Below are 16,252 nucleotides of genomic sequence, written 5' to 3'. Positions count from 1 at the left end.
CGCAGCAAATTCCCGAGCAAGACTTATGCGGTCTGCTCATCGTCAACCCTCGCTGTGCTCGGTGGAATCGCCAACTACATGCCTGCGGAACATACCTCCTAAGAGATAGAAATCCTGCGTCATCAGGCGCACGCATCGAAAGTCGCTCCTGCCTATAGTCTCTCCGTCGGCGCCCTCTCCCCGCCTGTCCCGCCCTCCCTCGGGCGCCGAATTGACCCGGCCGCGTGCCGGGTCCTTTTTCTCGGCGGCGTGGCGCCGAATCGTGTCGCACGTGCACGGCAGGCTACCTGCGGGAATTGCGCAGATGCGTCGTGCAATGGAAAGCACGGGCACAACGTTGACTCCGCAGGGCTCGAACTCGAGCACGCCGGCGTAGAAGGGCAGATTCATGGACAAACTGGGAGCGATGGAGGCATTCGTGCGAGTCGTGAAGGCAGGCAACTTCAGTCGGGCCGCGGACTCGATGGGCATCGCCAAGGCATCGCTGACCCGACAGGTCCAGATGCTTGAGGCAGAGGTACGCACCCCTCTCCTGAATCGCACGTCGCGCCGCATGTCGATGACCGAAGCCGGGGTCGCCTACTACGAGCGGGCGGTCCAGATCCTCGCGGACGTCGAGGAACTGGAGGGCAACATCCTCGACGATGTCAAGGCGTCGTCCAGAGGACGGCTGCGTGTCGATGTCGGAGCCACGGTGGGGCACTTCATGATCATCCCGGCACTGCCCAAGTTCCATCGCAGGTACCCTGATATCGTTATCGACCTGGGTGTTTCCGATCGACCGATCGATCTGATTGGCGACAACGTCGACTGCGTCATCCGCGGCGGCGAAGTCACCGACCAATCTGCCGTCGCCCGTGCACTTGGCCAGCTCAGCATGATGGTCGCCGTGTCACCCGACTACGCCAGGGATCACGGTCTGCCGACCGACCCTGGTGATCTCGAACAGAACCATCGAGTGGTCAACTATTTCTCCCATCGCACCGGCAGAACGAGCGCATGGCGGCTCATTCGTGACGGCGTCACCACAGAACTGAGCGCGAAGCACGTTCTGGCCGTCAACGACTCGACATCGAACATCCTTGCCGGGCTGAACGGCCTAGGAGTGATCAGGACAACGACGGTCGCTGCAAGGAACTACCTCCGCGCGGGGCGGTTGCTACGAATCATGCCTGAGTGGACCGTCCCACCGCTGCCGCTGCACATCATGTACCCGCCGAACCGACGGCACGGCGCGCGGCTGAGAGTCTTCATCGACTGGGTGATCGACTTGTTCCACCGGAACGAAGAAGCGCTCATACCGTCTGCAATGTCTTCGGCAGACGGCAGAGACGCGGTGGACGCCAAGACGTTGGGCTGACATCGATCGAAGCAGTCTCCGTCGTCAATCATCTGAAGCGAATGTGTCCTGCTCTATTTCAGAATCAGGAACGATGCTTCCCATACGGGCCAGTGTTTTCCCGGAGATTGAACCTCTACAGTACGACTAACGGACATGGCAACCAACAAGACCTGATGACACGAACCAATCGGCCCAGGTCCTATCGGAAGGATGTCATCATGAACAAGACGTCTATCGTTTTCGCTGTAGCCCTTCTTTCCGCCGGCATCATGATCGGCTGCACTGCACTTGCTGCCGACCGCGGCGCCAAGACCGGTCCGCAAATGCAAGTGAGACCTGTCCAGGCGCAAGAGAGCGGCGAAATGGCGGTGCTGAACAGCGAGGCCCCCCAAGCCTTCCAGCGCTTCGCAGCTAGTCGTGCCGGTCACAAGACGGAGGCTATGGGGGAGTAGGCCTAAACCGAACCGACGTCGAAACGCCAGCCAAGCGTTACGGCGGCAATGCCGAGAAGGCATTGCCTCGACCGCTGCGTCGCAATTCTCTGCACTAGTTCATTTCACTCGTCCTCATGCCGTCTCGGGCAAGAAACCGGTTGACAGCCTGCCGTACTAGCGAGACGCGCAATCGGCGAGTGACTCATCAGCGCAAGCACCCAGGCTCCCTGCATGCCCGCCCAGAAGGTCACTCAAAGCGGCGCAAGGCATCGGACGGCTCCCAGCAAACGCCCACTTTGACGCCGCGCCAGCTTCGTTTTCGCGTTCATGGTTAAGGTCATGAGCCCCACCGATCGGCGAGGAGCGAGCATTGCCTTCGTCGGGCTAGGATCAGACTGACGCAGGCATGCTGCCTTATCCACGCGCGATGCCAATGCCGAAACCGCGACGCCCTCTCAAGCTAGACGCGGCTGTCATGGATCTGTCGGGGGCCTCTTCTTCGTCAGGCTCAAAGTAGTGGCCGGAGCGGGGGCTGTAGCCCTCTCACTCCGGCCATCTCCCCGAGCAAACGACCTGCGCCATCTGTTGCCTCCCAGTGCAGTTCTCTCAGGCCTGCACGGGGTGCGGTACTCAACGGGATGAACAAGCGCAGAGAATTCCGTCCTCAATAGCCTGGCTCGTCGATTCCTAATTCAAGAATCAGGCTTGGTCGGGGTACACGCGACTACCCCTGCTGATATCGCTCAATACGAACATCCGATAAATTCAGCTCCGCCAAGGTTCATTTCGTGACATGACTGCGAACCGGCCATTGAGGAGCGCCTCACAACGTACGATATTGCCAAGTAAGGTTATGCGCGAGCAACTCGCGAAAGCCCCAATCGATATGAATTAGGAACGACGTTAAACCGCTTTCCGTCAACGCCGGACAGAAATACCAAGGAAAGCATAAATCGCTATAAATTTCAGATGACAACGAGCCATCCGTCAATCAATATTTCAATGAAAGCCGCGGACAGGCTTAAGCCTTCACCACCTTGATAGGTAAACCGGATTTGCTCGCACAATGCAATCAGTACCGACAATCTAGATGGTCAATGGTCACTCAAGGTTGCCAATTGAGGAAAATTTTGTGGAGCCACTTTGCTCGAACGAGGCCTTGCAAGCAGATGGGCCAAGCGCTGAATGCACATAACGGGTATCACTTCCCTTTTGAAGCATCAGATGCAACGCTCGTAAAGGGCATTGGTTCAGCTCCCCTGACTTCCGAAAAAGGGGGCCTGTCCGATCGAACGGCTACCAATTGACAGCGAGGATGAGCACGATGCCGGGGTGCCCCTTGTTCGCCCAACCGTCTCTCGCGAGGTCCGGTCTCAAAGTCAGACTCGCCGAAGACGAGCGTGATGAGGCGGCGGCCTGCTGGATGTTCGTACAGCCAATGGGCATGCGCTGGATCGCGCAGGACAATACCCAGGATCCCGCAGCGCTCTTCCGCGGCGGCCTCGAGCAACGCGGCAGCGCGGTCGTATTCACCGATGGCAGCAAGTGGAGCCGCATACAGGGCTCGCTGGCCCGTATCCATCGATGAACAGAGCAGAACGGTTTCGACGATGTCCAGAGTCGCCTCTCTTCTGCCGAGCCGCGACTGTACGAAGGCCAGCACGGACCAAGCGAACGGCGGCGCATCCGTCCCCTCGGTCATTCGCCTCGCGATGGTCTCAAGTTCGGGTCTCGGCTCTGCCATTGCCTCGATTGCCAAGGCGAAGGCCTGCAAGACCGGAGTAGAAGGATGATCTGACTGCGCCGCGCGGACCTCGGCGACCGCGTCACCAGGGCGCCCGCCCTGAATCAGAGCCCTCGCGAGGTTCATACGAGCGTGTAGGGTGTGCGGCGATAGGTTTAGCACCCTGCGCAGCACCTGCACGGCCTCTTCGCACCGATCCATGCACAGCAAGTGCCGGCCGAATGCCAGGAGGACATCGACGCTCTCGGGCTCGCGAGCCAATGCACGATTGAAGTGCACCTCAGCCTCGCGAAACCTCCATGCCAGGTCGAGCAAAACACCTCGGCATGCATGGGCACCTGGAAAGTCGCTCAGCCCGTCAACGCACATGTCCAGGATCTGCATGCCTTCGGCAACGGCTGGCCTCGTCTGGACCTGGCCCCAGAGAATGGCCACCGCCAAGGCCTCAACCAGCACCACCCTCGCGTCCAGGAGACGCGGCGACTGCGCGCATAGCGTCCGGGTCAATTCAATGCAGCGAGAGATCGTGGCCGGCGTGCGCTGAATCAGGAGTTGACGGGCGTGTGCCAGCGCATCCGTGTCTTGGCGCGACGGCCGCCTCGCTTGCGCTGCGGCTCCGGACATAACGAGGCGATAGCCTGTCCCGTACTCGGAGGCTACCTTGGCCCCATGCGGCGATAACACCTTTCGAATGCGGCTAATACTGCGAGCCAAGCCCTCGTCAGTCATCTCGCCGCCACTCCATGCCGTCGCGGCGAAGTCGGACTTGCTGACGACCTTTTCTCCGCTTTGTAAAAGCTGCGCCAAAACCGCTCTCTCTTTCGGGGCAAGTTTTAAATAGCGCCCATCCTGCAACCTGGGAAAACCCGACTCATCCAGCTCCAACATTTGGGACACGACTTTCTAGTTTCTTTTGACAGTCAAGATTCGATCAAGATTCGTTTCGATCGACAACCTAGCATCGACCCTCCTCATATTCGATCTCACATGGAGTATTGATGCGCGCCCGGTCTTCGACAGTTCTCGCCATAGGTCTGCTATTCGCACTTGGTTCACAAGCCTCCGATCACAACTCGATCGTTGATTTCTCTTCCGGCACCCAGGGTTGGGAGGGGTCATGGGATGGCATCTACTCCAATATCGATGCCTCAATGGGCAATGCCGCCCCGGCTTACCACACTCATTTTTCGACGTATGGCCTCACCTACGTCAACAGCAGCAATCCCGACTTCATCGGCGACTTCACGAGGTCCAATTCAATAACCTTCAGCCTCGACATCAACGTCCTGTCGATGGCTCAATCCGACTCGGAATTCGGCGGAAACGCCGACCGCGATCTGGTCATTGAGCTCCGCGACCACAACGCGGCCTTGCCAGGCTGGTCCTTTTCATCGGTCTGGATCGATCTGGGCAAGCTCAATGCTGGCAGCGGATGGCAGCACATGCAGGCCACGATCTCCGACACGCATTCCAAGACCTACATCGACGGATGGTCTGGCAACGGCAGCGTGGACGCCTCCGGCAATCCGACTCTCCCTCCCGGAGTCACCTTTGCAGACATTCTGAAAAGCGTGGATCAGATCGCCATCACTACGTTCGTGCCTGGCTACGGCTACACCCCGGTCGACTTTGACGCTGCTATCGACAACGTCGCTGTTTCCGCCTCGGCCGTGCCCGAGCCGGACAGCGTTCTTCTCCACGTTTGTGGACTTGCTGTGCTGGCAGGTGCTGCAGTGCGGCCGCGCAAGGCTCCGCCAAACGCGACAGCCTAGTCTGCCGGACACCGCGCGCTATGTCCGGCAACAAGCGCGCCCGATTCAGACGCGATTCAGCCGAACGCCAAGGCGAGGCGCTCCAGGGGCCGCCTCGTCCATCTCACTTACGCCCCAACTCCCATCTCAATCGCTGCCGCGGGCGCCAATCCGTCGTCGTTGCTGCAGCTCTTCATGAAAGGAAACGAGCCGTGCCTCTCCCATTCTCGAACTTCACAATTGGACTTGCGCTGGCATTCGCAAGCAGCCTGGCGCTGGCCACCTCTACTGGGGCCGGTGCCGTCACCGCCGTCAGCTACACGCTGATCGATCTGGACCCCAACGACGGCGTCGCGCCATCGATCAGCTTTGCCGCTTCCACCAGCGCCTATGCCGGTCCCTACGTCTACGGCTACGTACGCGCCGCGACAGCCGAAGAGGACACCTATCGCGAATTCACCCACGTGGGCGCCACGCCCTCCGGGAACGTCAGCGGCAGCGTCACGACTGACGTGTCGAGCGCGAGCAGCTCAGCGACCGGAGCCACCGGCATCGGCTTCTCCGCGCTGGCTGTCAGCGGTTCGGCGATGAGCGGCATCGACTTCAGCGGCGTGTACTACGCCACGACCAATGCGCCCACCGCGCTGTTCACCTTGTCCGCGAACACCGAGGTGATCTTCACCGTCACCGGCTGGCTGACCGGCAAGACGACACAAGGCGGTGACCCCGACATCGGCAACGTCGAGAACGGTGGCGCCGTACTGCAGCTGGAGACCAGCGGCCCGACATCGACAGGCAGCACGGCCTTTGACCGTGAGTCCGCCGCGGCTGTTGCCTGGTACTCCATAGGTGCTGACGGGAGCGCGAGCGGCGAATCGCAGTCGTGGCAGGGCCAATTGGTGAGCAGTTACAGCAACAGCAGCACTCTCGAAGCTGACGGCCGCTTCACCGCCGTCCTGTCCGTCGGCGGCACCTCGATCCCCGTGGCCGCCGTTCCGGAGCCTGCCAGCGGTGCGCTGATCCTGACCGGCCTTGCCGCCGTCGGCGGAGCCGTACGCCGCCGTCGCCTCCTCTAAATCAAGGAACCTCATGAAGACACTCCGCTACACAGCAGCGCTTGCCCTGAGCCTGACCGTAGTCGCTGGCCCTTGCCGCGCTGATAGCTCGGCCTCGGGTACTCTCGGCAACGTCCATATCACGCTGACCGACCTCGACCCCAATGACGGCATCAACCCCTCTCTCACGATCAACTTCGGCAGCCAGCCCTTCCTCAACAGCGCCATTGGCAGCTACGGTCCCGACTTCGAGCAGGATGCCTTCTCGCACCTGGGAAAGAACGCATCGAGCACTGTTAATGACAGCCTCCAAGCCCCTCTCTCCACGTCGAGCGCCACGATGGTCGGCGCCAATACAGTAGCTGGGATCACCTCGATGCTCGTGTCAGGTTCGGCCAGCAGCAACAGTCTCGGCTACGGCGAGTTTGGGGCGCTGGCCGCCAACTACACGTCCACGAACTTCACGCTGTCGCCGCACACAGCAATCACCATTACCGTGGACGCTACACTGAATGTGCAGACCACAATCGGGTACGACCCGGTGAGCGGCACTGGCGAATTCGCATCGAGCCACGCCCTTCTGGTGCTCGACGGTCATGACATCGACGGCATCTTGATTCGCTCCCAGGCCTACCAGCCCCTATACGTGGATGCGGCGATGGACGCCTACGGCAATTTCACTGGTGCGCAACAGAGCTGGGCCGGTACCTTGAGCGTCACCTACAGCAACACGTCTTCGCAGGATTTGCTTGGCGCGTTCTACGGCGAACTGGACGCCGGTGGCAGTTCCATCGCAACGCCGGTGCCGGAACCGGACAGCTATGCGTTGCTAGCCGCTGGACTGGGCGTCATGGTCTGGATGACCCGCCGGCGGAAGGCTCAATCCTTGAAGCGGAACGCCTGAGCGTCGCGCGGCTTCATCGCCTGCTCGCCCTCTACATCAGCATCCGCCTGCGCTGGCATAGCGGGGCGGGTGCGCCGAAACATTGATCAGGGCGCAGCCGCACTCGCACAGAGCAGCCTCAGGCCGACGTGCCGTCCAACTGTCGGAGCACTTGTCCGACTCGCGAGAGAGCCGGGGCAATATCGGCAGTTGCGATGGCGCCGAAGCCGAACATCAGACCTTGTCTCGGCCGTCCTGCCATGTAGAAGACATCCAATGGGTAGATGCCAACTTCAACGCGCCGGGCCCAGTGAATAAGCTTGGCGACGTCGAGGGCGCGCTTGGCCAAGGCTGCCATATGAAAGCCCGCCTGAATGGGGATCAATTCAAAGGCGGATGAAAGTTCCCGGTTGACGCTCGCGATGAGTTCCTGGCGCCGCTGAGCGTAGACATTGTGAGCGCGCCGAAGATGCCGCTGAAGGTCCCCGTCGTTCATGAATTTTGCGAGAGCCCATTGAACAGACGGCGCCGTATGCCAGTCAGTCAAGTGCTTGGCGTTTCCCAGCGCCTCGACGATCCGCCCAGGAGCAACGACGAAACCGAGGCGAAGCTCCGGACTCAACGCCTTCGAAAAAGTCCCCACAAAGGCAACGAGTCCGCTGCCGTCCATGCCTTGAAGCGAATCGGTAGGACTGCCCTCGAATCGGAACTCGCTGTCGTAGTCGTCTTCAATGATGATGGCGCCGAGTTCAGTGGCCCGCGAGATCAGCGCTTTGCGTCTGGCAACGCTCATTGGCATGCCGAGGGGAAACTGATGCGATGGCGTGGTGTAAATGAGTCGGGTCTGCTCTGGAATCAGGTCGACACGAATTCCCTCGCTATCCACTTCGATGCCAACGACATTCGCGCCTTGCGCTTCGAACAGATGCCGGGCCGGCGGGTACCCGGGCTCCTCGACGGCAATGACATCCCCTGGGCGAACAAGCACGCGAGCAATCAAGTCAAGCGCCTGCTGCGCTCCATTTGTGATGATGACATCGCTCGCTGAACAACGGACGCCCCGTGCAACCGCAACGTGGCGGGCCACAGCTTCACGCAGTTCCGGCAATCCTTCGGCCTGGCCATACAGCGCCCTGCCCCTGGCGCCCTGACGGCAGGCGTGCATGACGCAGCGCCGCCAGACCTCATGTGGAAAAAGGGAGTTGTCAGGTGCACCGCCGATGAACTCGTATCGCGAACCACCGGCGGGAAGTGGATGACGTAGAGGGAGAAGCAGATTTCGCCAACGATCTGCGACCGGCGCACCCGCTAGCTTGGGAGCGATCGGCCTGGCGATAGGCTGAACCGGCTGCTGGCGAACGTATGAGCCGGAGCCGTGTCGTGCTTCTACCAGGTCATCGTGCGACAGACGTTGATAGGCCTCGCTGACGGTCTTGCGTGAGACGCCCAGACTTTCCGCGAGCACTCTCGAAGGCGGCAATTGGGTTCCAGCGGTGAGGTCTCCCTGGCGGATGAGCTTGCGCAGGCACCTCTCTATCTGTCCGGTGAGATCCTTTCTTCCTTCGAGAACGATGTTTATTTCCATTGATTGGGGCTGTGTGCTTGTTGCGAGAGATTTTGATTCGAGCTCTGGCTTGTCTATGAACGCCAGAGTCACGCATTCCAAACTGCGATCAGCATCGAGGGGCCAGTCTGAACCCCTCGTGGTCACAGGTCGGCAAGTGCGACGTACCGCGATGTCCGATGTTGGCTGGATCCAGGCTCCCACTCAGCGTCTCGGTCCACTCTTCCCCGGGGACCTTGAATCGCTGAGCCAGAGAATACTTTGCCTCGCCACAGCGCAGCAAGCTCGCGCAGATCTCGTGGCGCCCTCACGCCATGGCTGTCGGCACGTGCACAGCGAGATGGTCTATCAGCGCCCGCACCGACGGCAGCATCCCGCGGCGACTGACAAAGACCAGATGGATGGCCTGATCAGGCGTAGCCCATTCCTTCGCAACACGCAACAACGCCCCGTTTTCCAGCCCTCGCCATGCGATTCGCAATGGCAACAGTGCGATGCCGACGCCGCCGACTGCAGCTTCGTACTGGACGGTGAAATCGGAGCAAAGCAGGCGCGGACGGTGCGCCTGCTTGACGCTGTGGCCATTAGACGAATTGCCCAGGGTCCAGATCTGCTCGCGGCCATCCTCCTCTGCACCGATCGTGTCGTGCCCTGCAAGATCTGCCGGCGTACGGATCGGCGGCCGGGCGGCGACATAGCTCGGACTGGCAACCAGAACCATATGCCCGGAGGCAATACGTCGGGCAACAAGGGCTGGATCTTCAAGACCGCTGTCGAACACGCGAAGCGCCACGTCGATGCGCTCCTCGATCAGGTTCACGACGCGGTCGGTCGATTGGATCTCGACCCGCACCTTCGGATGCTGGCGCATGAAATCAGCCACGACGCGTGCGAGATAGAACTGAGCGATGGCCACCGGGCAGGTCATGCGCACGGTGCCGGCGGGCGAAGCACGCAATTGCTCCAATGCCTGCGTGGCGGCCTCCGCCTCGACCATCATCGCGGCACAGTGCTCATAGAAGGCCTGCCCAGCCTCAGTTAGCGAGAGCCGGCGCGTGCTCCGCTGGAACAGCCGCACGCCCATCCGCTCCTCCAGCAAGGAGATGCGGCGGCTGAGCTTCGATTTGGTGATGTGGGTGATGCGCTCGGCGGCACTGAAACCGCCATGCTCGACGATCAGGGCGAAATAGCGCAGGTCGTTCAGGTCCATGTTCATTGTCCTAAATTTAGAACAATTCATCGCAACATTGGAGGCTTATCAATGATTGGCGACGAAATTATCGTTACTCCTGTCCGAAACAAGCTCCGAATCCGGAGCGCCTCACAGGAGTCAACGTCATGGAACCTCGTCTCAATTTCTACAAGGCCAGCCCCGATGCGATGAAGGCGCTGGGCACGCTGGAGCAGCACATCGCCAAATGCGGTCTGGAGAAGCAACTGGTCGAACTGGTCCGGCTGCGCGCATCACAGATCAACGGTTGTGCGTACTGCGTGGACCTGCACGCCGCCGACGCGCTGAAGGCTGACGAAGCGCCGCGCCGACTGGCGACCCTGTCGGTCTGGCAAGAGACCCCCTTCTTCAACGACCGAGAGCGCGCCGCCCTTGCATGGACCGAGGCCGTGACCCTGGTCTCGGAAACCCATGTGCCAGACGCCGTGTGGGAACAGATCCGCCCGCACTTCACGCCCGAAGAGATCGTCGACCTGACCTTGCTGGTCTCGACCATCAACGCCTGGAACCGTTTCGCCATCGCCTTCCGCAAGCTGCCGGCTTGATGGGCCATCGCCGGAGACCGCCAATCATGAAGCTCAATGCATTGATTCTTGCCTTCGGTACCGGCCTGCTGACGGCCTGTGCGAGCACCGGCGGTCTCTCGACCCACGGCAAGCTGATGGACGTCCAGCAATTGGCCTCGGCACAAAGCCTCTCGGTCGTGGCACTATCCCCCGCAGCGTGGCCCACCGAGCAGTGGTGGGAGGTGTTCGGCGATCCTCAGCTCGACCAGCTGATCCGTCAGGCGCTGAAGGAACAGCCCAGCCTGCGCATTGCCGCGGCGCGCGTGCGCCAAGCGCATGCGGTCACCGGCATCATCGGCGCTTCGCTGTCACCGCAGGCCAATGCCAGCCTCAAGAGCACCGAACAGCACTTCAGCGCAACCAGCATCTATCCGAAGACGCTGGCGGGCCAGGTCAACTCAATCAACGACGCCTCGCTGGGCGTCAGTTACGAACTGGACTTCTGGGGTCGTAATCATGCTGCCCTCGATGCAGCTCTGGACCGGGCTCATGCCACCGAAGTCGACGCCCAGGCAGCCCGCCTGGTGCTGACCACGAGCCTCGCCCGTGCGTATCTGCGCCTGGACACCGCCTACGCACAGCGCGACCTGGCTGAACGGACCTTGCACCAGCGTGAACAGATCCTGGACCTGGTACGCAAACGCGTAGCCGCCAAGCTGGATTCAAGTCTCGAACTGACCCAGGCCGAGGGCGCGCTACCGGTTGCGCGCGAACAGATCGCAGCGATCGCCGAAAGCATTGCCCTGACCAACAACCAGATCGCCGCACTGGCGGGCCAAGGGCCCGATGCTGGCCTCTCGATCACCCGCCCCCACCTGTCGCCCAGTCCTGCACTGGCCCTGCCCACGAATGTACCGGCCGAGTTGCTAGGCCGCCGCCCCGATCTGGTGGCCGAACGCTGGCGGGTCGAGGCGACGACCCAGGACATCAAGGTCGCCCGCGCTGGTTTCTATCCGAACATCACCCTCAGCGCCTTTGCCGGCGTCCAGAGCATCGGCCTCGGCGACTTCCTCACGGCTGGCAGCCGCATGCTAGGCGTCGGCCCGGCGATCTCGCTGCCGGTTTTCGACGGCGGCCGCCTTCGCGCCAACCTGGACCTCCGGCAAGGCGACTATGACGTCGCAGTCGAGACCTACAACGCCACGCTGATCGCTGCCTTGCACGACGTTGTGACCCAACTCGTCTCGATGAAATGGCTGGCCGACGAACGCAGGGAACAAGACCAGGGCCTGGCCCTGGCCGAGCAGTCCTATCAGCTTGCGCGCAACCGCTTCCAGAACGGCCTCGCCAACTATCTGCAGGTCCTGTCGGCCGAGGCCATGGTGCTGAACCAGCAGCACCAGCAGATCGAGTCGGAAGGCCGCCAGCGAGAGCTGCAACTCAACCTGATCCGCGCGCTCGGTGGCGGTTACGCACCGTCCGCATCCTGAACCCTGAAAGCCCAAGGAGACCGACATGACCCCATCCATGATTTCCCGGAATGTGATGTTGGCTACCGGCGTGCTGGCCCTCGCCGGCGCCGCGTATACCTGCATCAACTATGACGTAGCTGGCAGCGAATCGACCGAGGACGCGTTTGTCAACGGCAACGTCGTCGCCGTAACCGCGCAGGTCGGCGGCGTCGTCACCTCGCTCGCGGCCGACACAACCGACCATGTGTCGGCCGGCATGCCACTCGTCGTACTAGACGACGTCGACGCCAGGCTGGCGCTCGATCGTGCAAAGGCGCAACTGGCCAAGAGCGTTCGACTGGCGCGCGCCCAGGTGGCAGCAGCCGGTCAGAACGGCGCCAACGTCGATCTTCGACGCGTCGATCTGAGTCGCGCCAAGGCAGACCTCTCGCGCCGACGCGAGTTGCTCGCCAGCGGCGCCATCTCGGGCGAAGAGGTGCAGCACGCCGAAGAAGCAGCACGCGTGGCCGAGGCCGCCCTCGACGCTGCACGCCAGCAGTGGGCCGGCAGTCAGGCGCTGGTCGACCGCATCTCGCTCGACAAGAACCCCGAGGTGATGACCGCCGCCGCCCAGGTGCGCGACGCCTATATCGCGGCCTATCGCACCTCGGTACCCGCACCCGTGAGCGGTGTGGTCACCAAGCGCAATGTGCAACTCGGCCAGAAGATCACCCCGGGCGCGGCTCTGATGTCGGTCGTGCCGCTCGATCACTTGTGGGTCGACGCGAACTTCAAGGAATCGCAGCTGGCCCATATTCGCCCCGGTCAGCCGGTCAAGCTCAGCGCCGATCTTTATGGCCGCAGCGTCAGTTACTCGGGCATCGTGGTGGGACAAGACGCCGGCACGGGCAGCGCCTTCGCCTTGCTGCCAGCGCAGAACGCGACCGGCAACTGGATCAAGGTCGTGCAGCGCGTGCCGATCCGTGTTGCGCTGGATCCCAAGCAGCTCGCCGAACATCCGCTGCAACTGGGGCTCTCGATGCGGGTCAGCGTCGATACGCGCCGACAAGAGGCGCCCCGCCTCGCCTCGCACCAATCGGAGCATCACGGCGACCAGACCGATGTGCTCGCCACACCGCTCGCCGGCGCCGATGCAATCGTCAACGACGTCATTGCAGCGAACCGTTGAATCTCGGGATCGGGAGTCAAGCCATGAACAGCAGCAGCACACCGTCGACCCCGCAGCCGAATCCCTTGCTCTACGGCATCATCTTCCTGTTGTCGCTGGTCGAGTTCCTGCAGTCCGGCATGACCGCCTTCGCTGCCGCGCCCATCATGGGCGAGGTGAGCATCGGCCCAGAGGAGTTCAGCCTCATCGCGGCCGTGTACGCCAGCTTCGCGGTGTTCTCAATTTCGATGCAGCGCTGGTTCGTCGAGCGCATCGGCGGGCGCAGCTTCATTCAGCTCTCGGCGCTCGTGTCGGTAGCCGGTTCGCTGACCAGTGCGTGCAGTCATGACTTCGTCGGCTTGCTGATCGGGCGCGCACTCATGGCCTTGGGTGGCGGCTCCTTCTTCACAGCCTCCCGCATGATCATCCATCACACACTCGCGGGGCCGAAGCGGTTTGTCGGCATCCGCAGCCTGGCCATGGGTGTGGCACTGGGTGTCGCGGCGGCGCCATGGCTAGCGTCGGTTGCCGTGTCGAACGACAGCTGGGCGGCGATGTACGTCCTGACGGCAACGCTCTCTGGCGCGATTTTCCTGATGGCCAGCTTCTGCCTCCCCAAAGCGCCCATCAACAGATCGCCGAGCAATTCCGATCTGAGTCCCTGGCATCAAGTGCTACTGCTGGCATCCATCTTCATGGTGCTCTATGCCTTGCAGCGCTTCTACTATGACTTCTATGGAAACGTGATCCTGTGCGGCCTCGTGTTCATCGGCGGACTCACCGGCGTGTGGATCTATCTCCATCGCCAGCATGTCCACGCGAAGCCACTGCTGCGTATCCGCGGCACACTGCGGCCGCGCTTTCTCTTCGGACTCGGCCTGTTCCTCTTCGCCTACCTGATGCTCGGCGCCAACAACTATGAGATTCCCTCGATGCTGCAAGGCACTCTGGGCTATGGCTGGGCCACCGTCGGCCGAATCGAAGCGCTGGGCTTTTTCGTGACAATGCTGACCTGGTGGGTGATGGAGCGCGTGCTGCCACGACATCCGGCACCTCGCAAATTCCTCGTCGTCGGATTCGCTGCGCTGGCAGCTTTTGGCGGCCTGCTGATGCGGATCACGCCGAATGCAAACCTGTGGATCGACGTCCTGCCGGCATTGGCCTGCAACAGCATTTTTCTGCTGACCGTGCTGCCCGTCAACGCCATGCAAGCCTTTCGCGAGATGGAGCATGACGAAGCTGTGCTCTCGAACGCCCAGCAACTGAAGAACATGATGGCTCAGGTCGGCATCGCGCTCGGAGTCGCGCTGGCCACCATCGGCCAACAGTGGCGGGTGGCCGTGCACTACTCGGTCTTGTCCCAACAGCTCGCGGTCCACAACCCCGCCTATGTCGAGACGATTCAACGCCTGCAGGACTACCTGTCCTCGATGCTGGCGCCCAGCGAAGCCGGCAAGCTCGCCGTCGCCCAGGCATCGCAAATGCTTGCTCAACAGTCAGCGATGCTGGCCAACCTTGACCATTTCAGCGTGATTGCTGGCCTGGGCCTGCTGGGCATCGCGGTGGTCATGACACAGCGTGTCTTTCGCTGAAACCTGAGATGCCTATCGTGAACTCTGACCTCTCAACTCCAGATGCTGTCATGTCCAAGCGTCATTGCCCCGACGACGACGCCAGCGTCCAGGCCGGCGCGGGCCGCCCCCATCTTGCATACGCCGTTCTGTTGCAGAAGGCGCTGCATGAGGTATCCGTCACATACAACCAGTTTCTGGTCATGGCGAGCCTCTACGAGCGCGCGGGTTACCGGGGAACACCGTCGGAACTGTCGCTCGATGTCGGCCGGACGCGAAGCAATGTCACCTTGATCTGCAATCAACTCGAAGATTGCGGTTGGGTCGTTCGCCGACACGGCTTAGTGAATCGTCGCCGTGTGGACATCACGCTGACGGAAGCGGGCAGCAGCATCATCCGGGATCTATTGTTCAAGCTAAGGCCGGACGCGGTACCCGCCACCGACTCCGCGCTGGAAAACGGCAACGCCTAAGGCACAGGATGGGTACAACAGGATCCGATGAAGTGCGTCGCGTAGATTCTGCGCAGGCGAACTCGCCCGACTGGCTTGTCGACACACGACCTCCGCAGACACAATTCGAGCCATGAATGGAAGCACCCGCCGCAAGCTTTCCCTGTACCTCAATCTCATCCGCCTCGATCGTCCGATTGGGTGGTTGCTGCTGATCTGGCCGACCCTTGCCTCACTCTGGATGGCGGCCGAAGGTTGGCCGGGCTGGCACCTGCTGACCGTGTTCGCCTTGGGTACCGTGCTCATGCGCAGTGCCGGCTGCTGCATCAATGATGTTGCCGATCGTAATTTCGACCGATACGTGAAGCGAACGGCCGGCCGGCCAGTCACCACGGGCGCGCTCGCGGTAAGGGAGGCATTGCTCGTCGGTGCCTTGCTCGCACTGATGGCATTCCTTCTGGTCCTGACCACAAACGAGTTGACCGTACAACTCGCCATCGCTGCCCTAGCCATCGCGCTGGTCTATCCGTTCTCCAAGCGCTTCATCTCGGTTCCGCAAGCCGTATTGGGCATTGCGTTCAGCTTCGGAATTCCAATGGCCTTTGCTGCAACGCTCGATCGCGAGACACAACATGTGCGCATGACCTTGGCAGCGATCCCGGACGTCGCATGGGTGCTGATGGCCTCGAATCTGTTCTACGTTCTCGCCTATGACACCGTCTATGCGATGGTCGATCGCGATGATGACATCCATGTCGGCATCCAGACGTCCGCGCTCACACTGGGTCGCTTCGACGTGCAGAGCGTGATGGCCTTCTACGGAATCTATCTGCTGGGCTGGACCTTGATCGGCCTGCACCTGGGTATGGGCAACTACTTTCGCCTGGGAGCCGCCATCGCCGCGTTGCAGATCGCGTGGCAAAACCTCCTGGTGAGAACGCGCACGCGGGAGGACTGTTTCAAGGCGTTCCGGATGAGCCACTGGATCGGCTTCTCGGTATTTCTCGGCACCGCCGTGGATCTAGCATTGCGATAGATCGCAGCGACGTTCTGGAATCGCACGGCTGCGGCGCGGGTAAGTGTGTCAGTTGACATCCGGA

At 61.5% G+C, this 16,252-nt stretch carries 14 protein-coding genes; 11 read left to right on the top strand and 3 right to left on the bottom strand.

Going from position 1 to position 16,252, the window contains the following annotated elements; all coding sequences use genetic code 11:
* The first annotated feature begins 388 nt into the window (after nt 1-388).
* Complete coding sequence (locus tag SNE35_RS31555; protein ID WP_320427045.1) at nt 389-1,360, top strand: LysR family transcriptional regulator; 972 nt, start codon at nt 389-391, stop codon at nt 1,358-1,360.
* 200 nt (nt 1,361-1,560) lie between these two features.
* Complete coding sequence (locus SNE35_RS31550; protein WP_320427044.1) at nt 1,561-1,794, top strand: hypothetical protein; 234 nt, start codon at nt 1,561-1,563, stop codon at nt 1,792-1,794.
* A 1,183-nt stretch (nt 1,795-2,977) separates the two neighbouring features.
* Here the strand turns inward: SNE35_RS31550 and SNE35_RS31545 are convergent.
* Entirely contained in the window at nt 2,978-4,408 is a 1,431-nt protein-coding gene (locus SNE35_RS31545; protein ID WP_320427043.1) for a tetratricopeptide repeat protein, read from the bottom strand.
* Nucleotides 4,409-4,518: 110 nt separating this feature from the next.
* Here SNE35_RS31545 and SNE35_RS31540 point away from each other — a divergent pair, with 110 nt between their 5' ends.
* From SNE35_RS31540 to SNE35_RS31530, 3 genes are all read left to right on the top strand, one after another.
* Entirely contained in the window at nt 4,519-5,292 is a 774-nt protein-coding gene (locus SNE35_RS31540) for a PEP-CTERM sorting domain-containing protein (RefSeq protein WP_320427042.1), read from the top strand.
* Nucleotides 5,293-5,483: 191 nt separating this feature from the next.
* On the top strand, nt 5,484-6,347 hold the full coding sequence (locus SNE35_RS31535; protein ID WP_320427041.1) for a PEP-CTERM sorting domain-containing protein: 864 nt from the start codon (nt 5,484-5,486) through the stop codon (nt 6,345-6,347).
* 13 nt (nt 6,348-6,360) lie between these two features.
* Nucleotides 6,361-7,230, top strand: coding sequence for a PEP-CTERM sorting domain-containing protein (locus tag SNE35_RS31530; RefSeq protein WP_320427040.1), 870 nt, complete (start codon nt 6,361-6,363; stop codon nt 7,228-7,230).
* A 118-nt stretch (nt 7,231-7,348) separates the two neighbouring features.
* Here the strand turns inward: SNE35_RS31530 and pdxR are convergent, their stop codons facing one another.
* Both pdxR and SNE35_RS31520 read right to left on the bottom strand, forming a co-directional pair.
* The gene (gene pdxR, locus SNE35_RS31525; RefSeq protein WP_320427039.1) at nt 7,349-8,794 is read right to left on the bottom strand and encodes a MocR-like pyridoxine biosynthesis transcription factor PdxR; all 1,446 of its coding nucleotides are present in this window, start codon (nt 8,792-8,794) and stop codon (nt 7,349-7,351) included.
* A gap of 286 nt (nt 8,795-9,080) precedes the next feature.
* Nucleotides 9,081-9,983: a LysR family transcriptional regulator gene (locus SNE35_RS31520; protein WP_320427038.1), complete on the bottom strand. Its 903-nt coding sequence runs from the start codon at nt 9,981-9,983 to the stop codon at nt 9,081-9,083.
* A 128-nt stretch (nt 9,984-10,111) separates the two neighbouring features.
* On the opposite strand from SNE35_RS31520, the gene SNE35_RS31515 reads away from it, so the two are divergent.
* The 6 genes from SNE35_RS31515 (at nt 10,112) to ubiA (ending at nt 16,188) form a co-directional block, all read left to right on the top strand.
* Nucleotides 10,112-10,549: a carboxymuconolactone decarboxylase family protein gene (locus SNE35_RS31515; protein ID WP_320427037.1), complete on the top strand. Its 438-nt coding sequence runs from the start codon at nt 10,112-10,114 to the stop codon at nt 10,547-10,549.
* Nucleotides 10,550-10,575: 26 nt separating this feature from the next.
* Entirely contained in the window at nt 10,576-12,000 is a 1,425-nt protein-coding gene (locus SNE35_RS31510; protein ID WP_320427036.1) for an efflux transporter outer membrane subunit, read from the top strand.
* 25 nt (nt 12,001-12,025) lie between these two features.
* Nucleotides 12,026-13,150: an HlyD family secretion protein gene (locus tag SNE35_RS31505; protein WP_320427035.1), complete on the top strand. Its 1,125-nt coding sequence runs from the start codon at nt 12,026-12,028 to the stop codon at nt 13,148-13,150.
* Between the two features lie 23 nt (nt 13,151-13,173).
* A complete protein-coding gene (locus SNE35_RS31500; RefSeq protein ID WP_320427034.1) occupies nt 13,174-14,721 on the top strand; it encodes an MFS transporter in 1,548 nt (515 codons plus the stop codon).
* A gap of 50 nt (nt 14,722-14,771) precedes the next feature.
* Nucleotides 14,772-15,173: a MarR family transcriptional regulator gene (locus SNE35_RS31495; protein ID WP_320427033.1), complete on the top strand. Its 402-nt coding sequence runs from the start codon at nt 14,772-14,774 to the stop codon at nt 15,171-15,173.
* A 112-nt stretch (nt 15,174-15,285) separates the two neighbouring features.
* Complete coding sequence (gene ubiA / locus SNE35_RS31490; protein ID WP_320427032.1) at nt 15,286-16,188, top strand: 4-hydroxybenzoate octaprenyltransferase; 903 nt, start codon at nt 15,286-15,288, stop codon at nt 16,186-16,188.
* Nucleotides 16,189-16,252 lie beyond the last annotated feature (64 nt).

It is taken from the genome of Roseateles agri (assembly GCF_034043675.1).
In the GTDB taxonomy this organism is placed as follows: Bacteria; Pseudomonadota; Gammaproteobacteria; order Burkholderiales; family Burkholderiaceae_C; genus KK5.
This window is presented reverse-complemented; position numbering and strand designations above follow the sequence as displayed.

Bases quoted from the DNA above. Each gene is read 5' to 3' on its own strand.
- SNE35_RS31555 (WP_320427045.1), top strand. From the start codon at position 389: ATGGACAAACTGGGAGCGATGGAGGCATTCGTGCGAGTCGTGAAGGCA.
- SNE35_RS31550 (WP_320427044.1), top strand. From the start codon at position 1,561: ATGAACAAGACGTCTATCGTTTTCGCTGTAGCCCTTCTTTCCGCCGGC.
- SNE35_RS31545 (WP_320427043.1), bottom strand. From the start codon at position 4,408: ATGTTGGAGCTGGATGAGTCGGGTTTTCCCAGGTTGCAGGATGGGCGC.
- SNE35_RS31540 (WP_320427042.1), top strand. From the start codon at position 4,519: ATGCGCGCCCGGTCTTCGACAGTTCTCGCCATAGGTCTGCTATTCGCA.
- SNE35_RS31530 (WP_320427040.1), top strand. From the start codon at position 6,361: ATGAAGACACTCCGCTACACAGCAGCGCTTGCCCTGAGCCTGACCGTA.
- pdxR (WP_320427039.1), bottom strand. From the start codon at position 8,794: ATGGAAATAAACATCGTTCTCGAAGGAAGAAAGGATCTCACCGGACAG.
- SNE35_RS31520 (WP_320427038.1), bottom strand. From the start codon at position 9,983: ATGGACCTGAACGACCTGCGCTATTTCGCCCTGATCGTCGAGCATGGC.
- SNE35_RS31515 (WP_320427037.1), top strand. From the start codon at position 10,112: ATGGAACCTCGTCTCAATTTCTACAAGGCCAGCCCCGATGCGATGAAG.
- SNE35_RS31510 (WP_320427036.1), top strand. From the start codon at position 10,576: ATGAAGCTCAATGCATTGATTCTTGCCTTCGGTACCGGCCTGCTGACG.
- SNE35_RS31505 (WP_320427035.1), top strand. From the start codon at position 12,026: ATGACCCCATCCATGATTTCCCGGAATGTGATGTTGGCTACCGGCGTG.
- SNE35_RS31500 (WP_320427034.1), top strand. From the start codon at position 13,174: ATGAACAGCAGCAGCACACCGTCGACCCCGCAGCCGAATCCCTTGCTC.
- SNE35_RS31495 (WP_320427033.1), top strand. From the start codon at position 14,772: ATGTCCAAGCGTCATTGCCCCGACGACGACGCCAGCGTCCAGGCCGGC.
- ubiA (WP_320427032.1), top strand. From the start codon at position 15,286: ATGAATGGAAGCACCCGCCGCAAGCTTTCCCTGTACCTCAATCTCATC.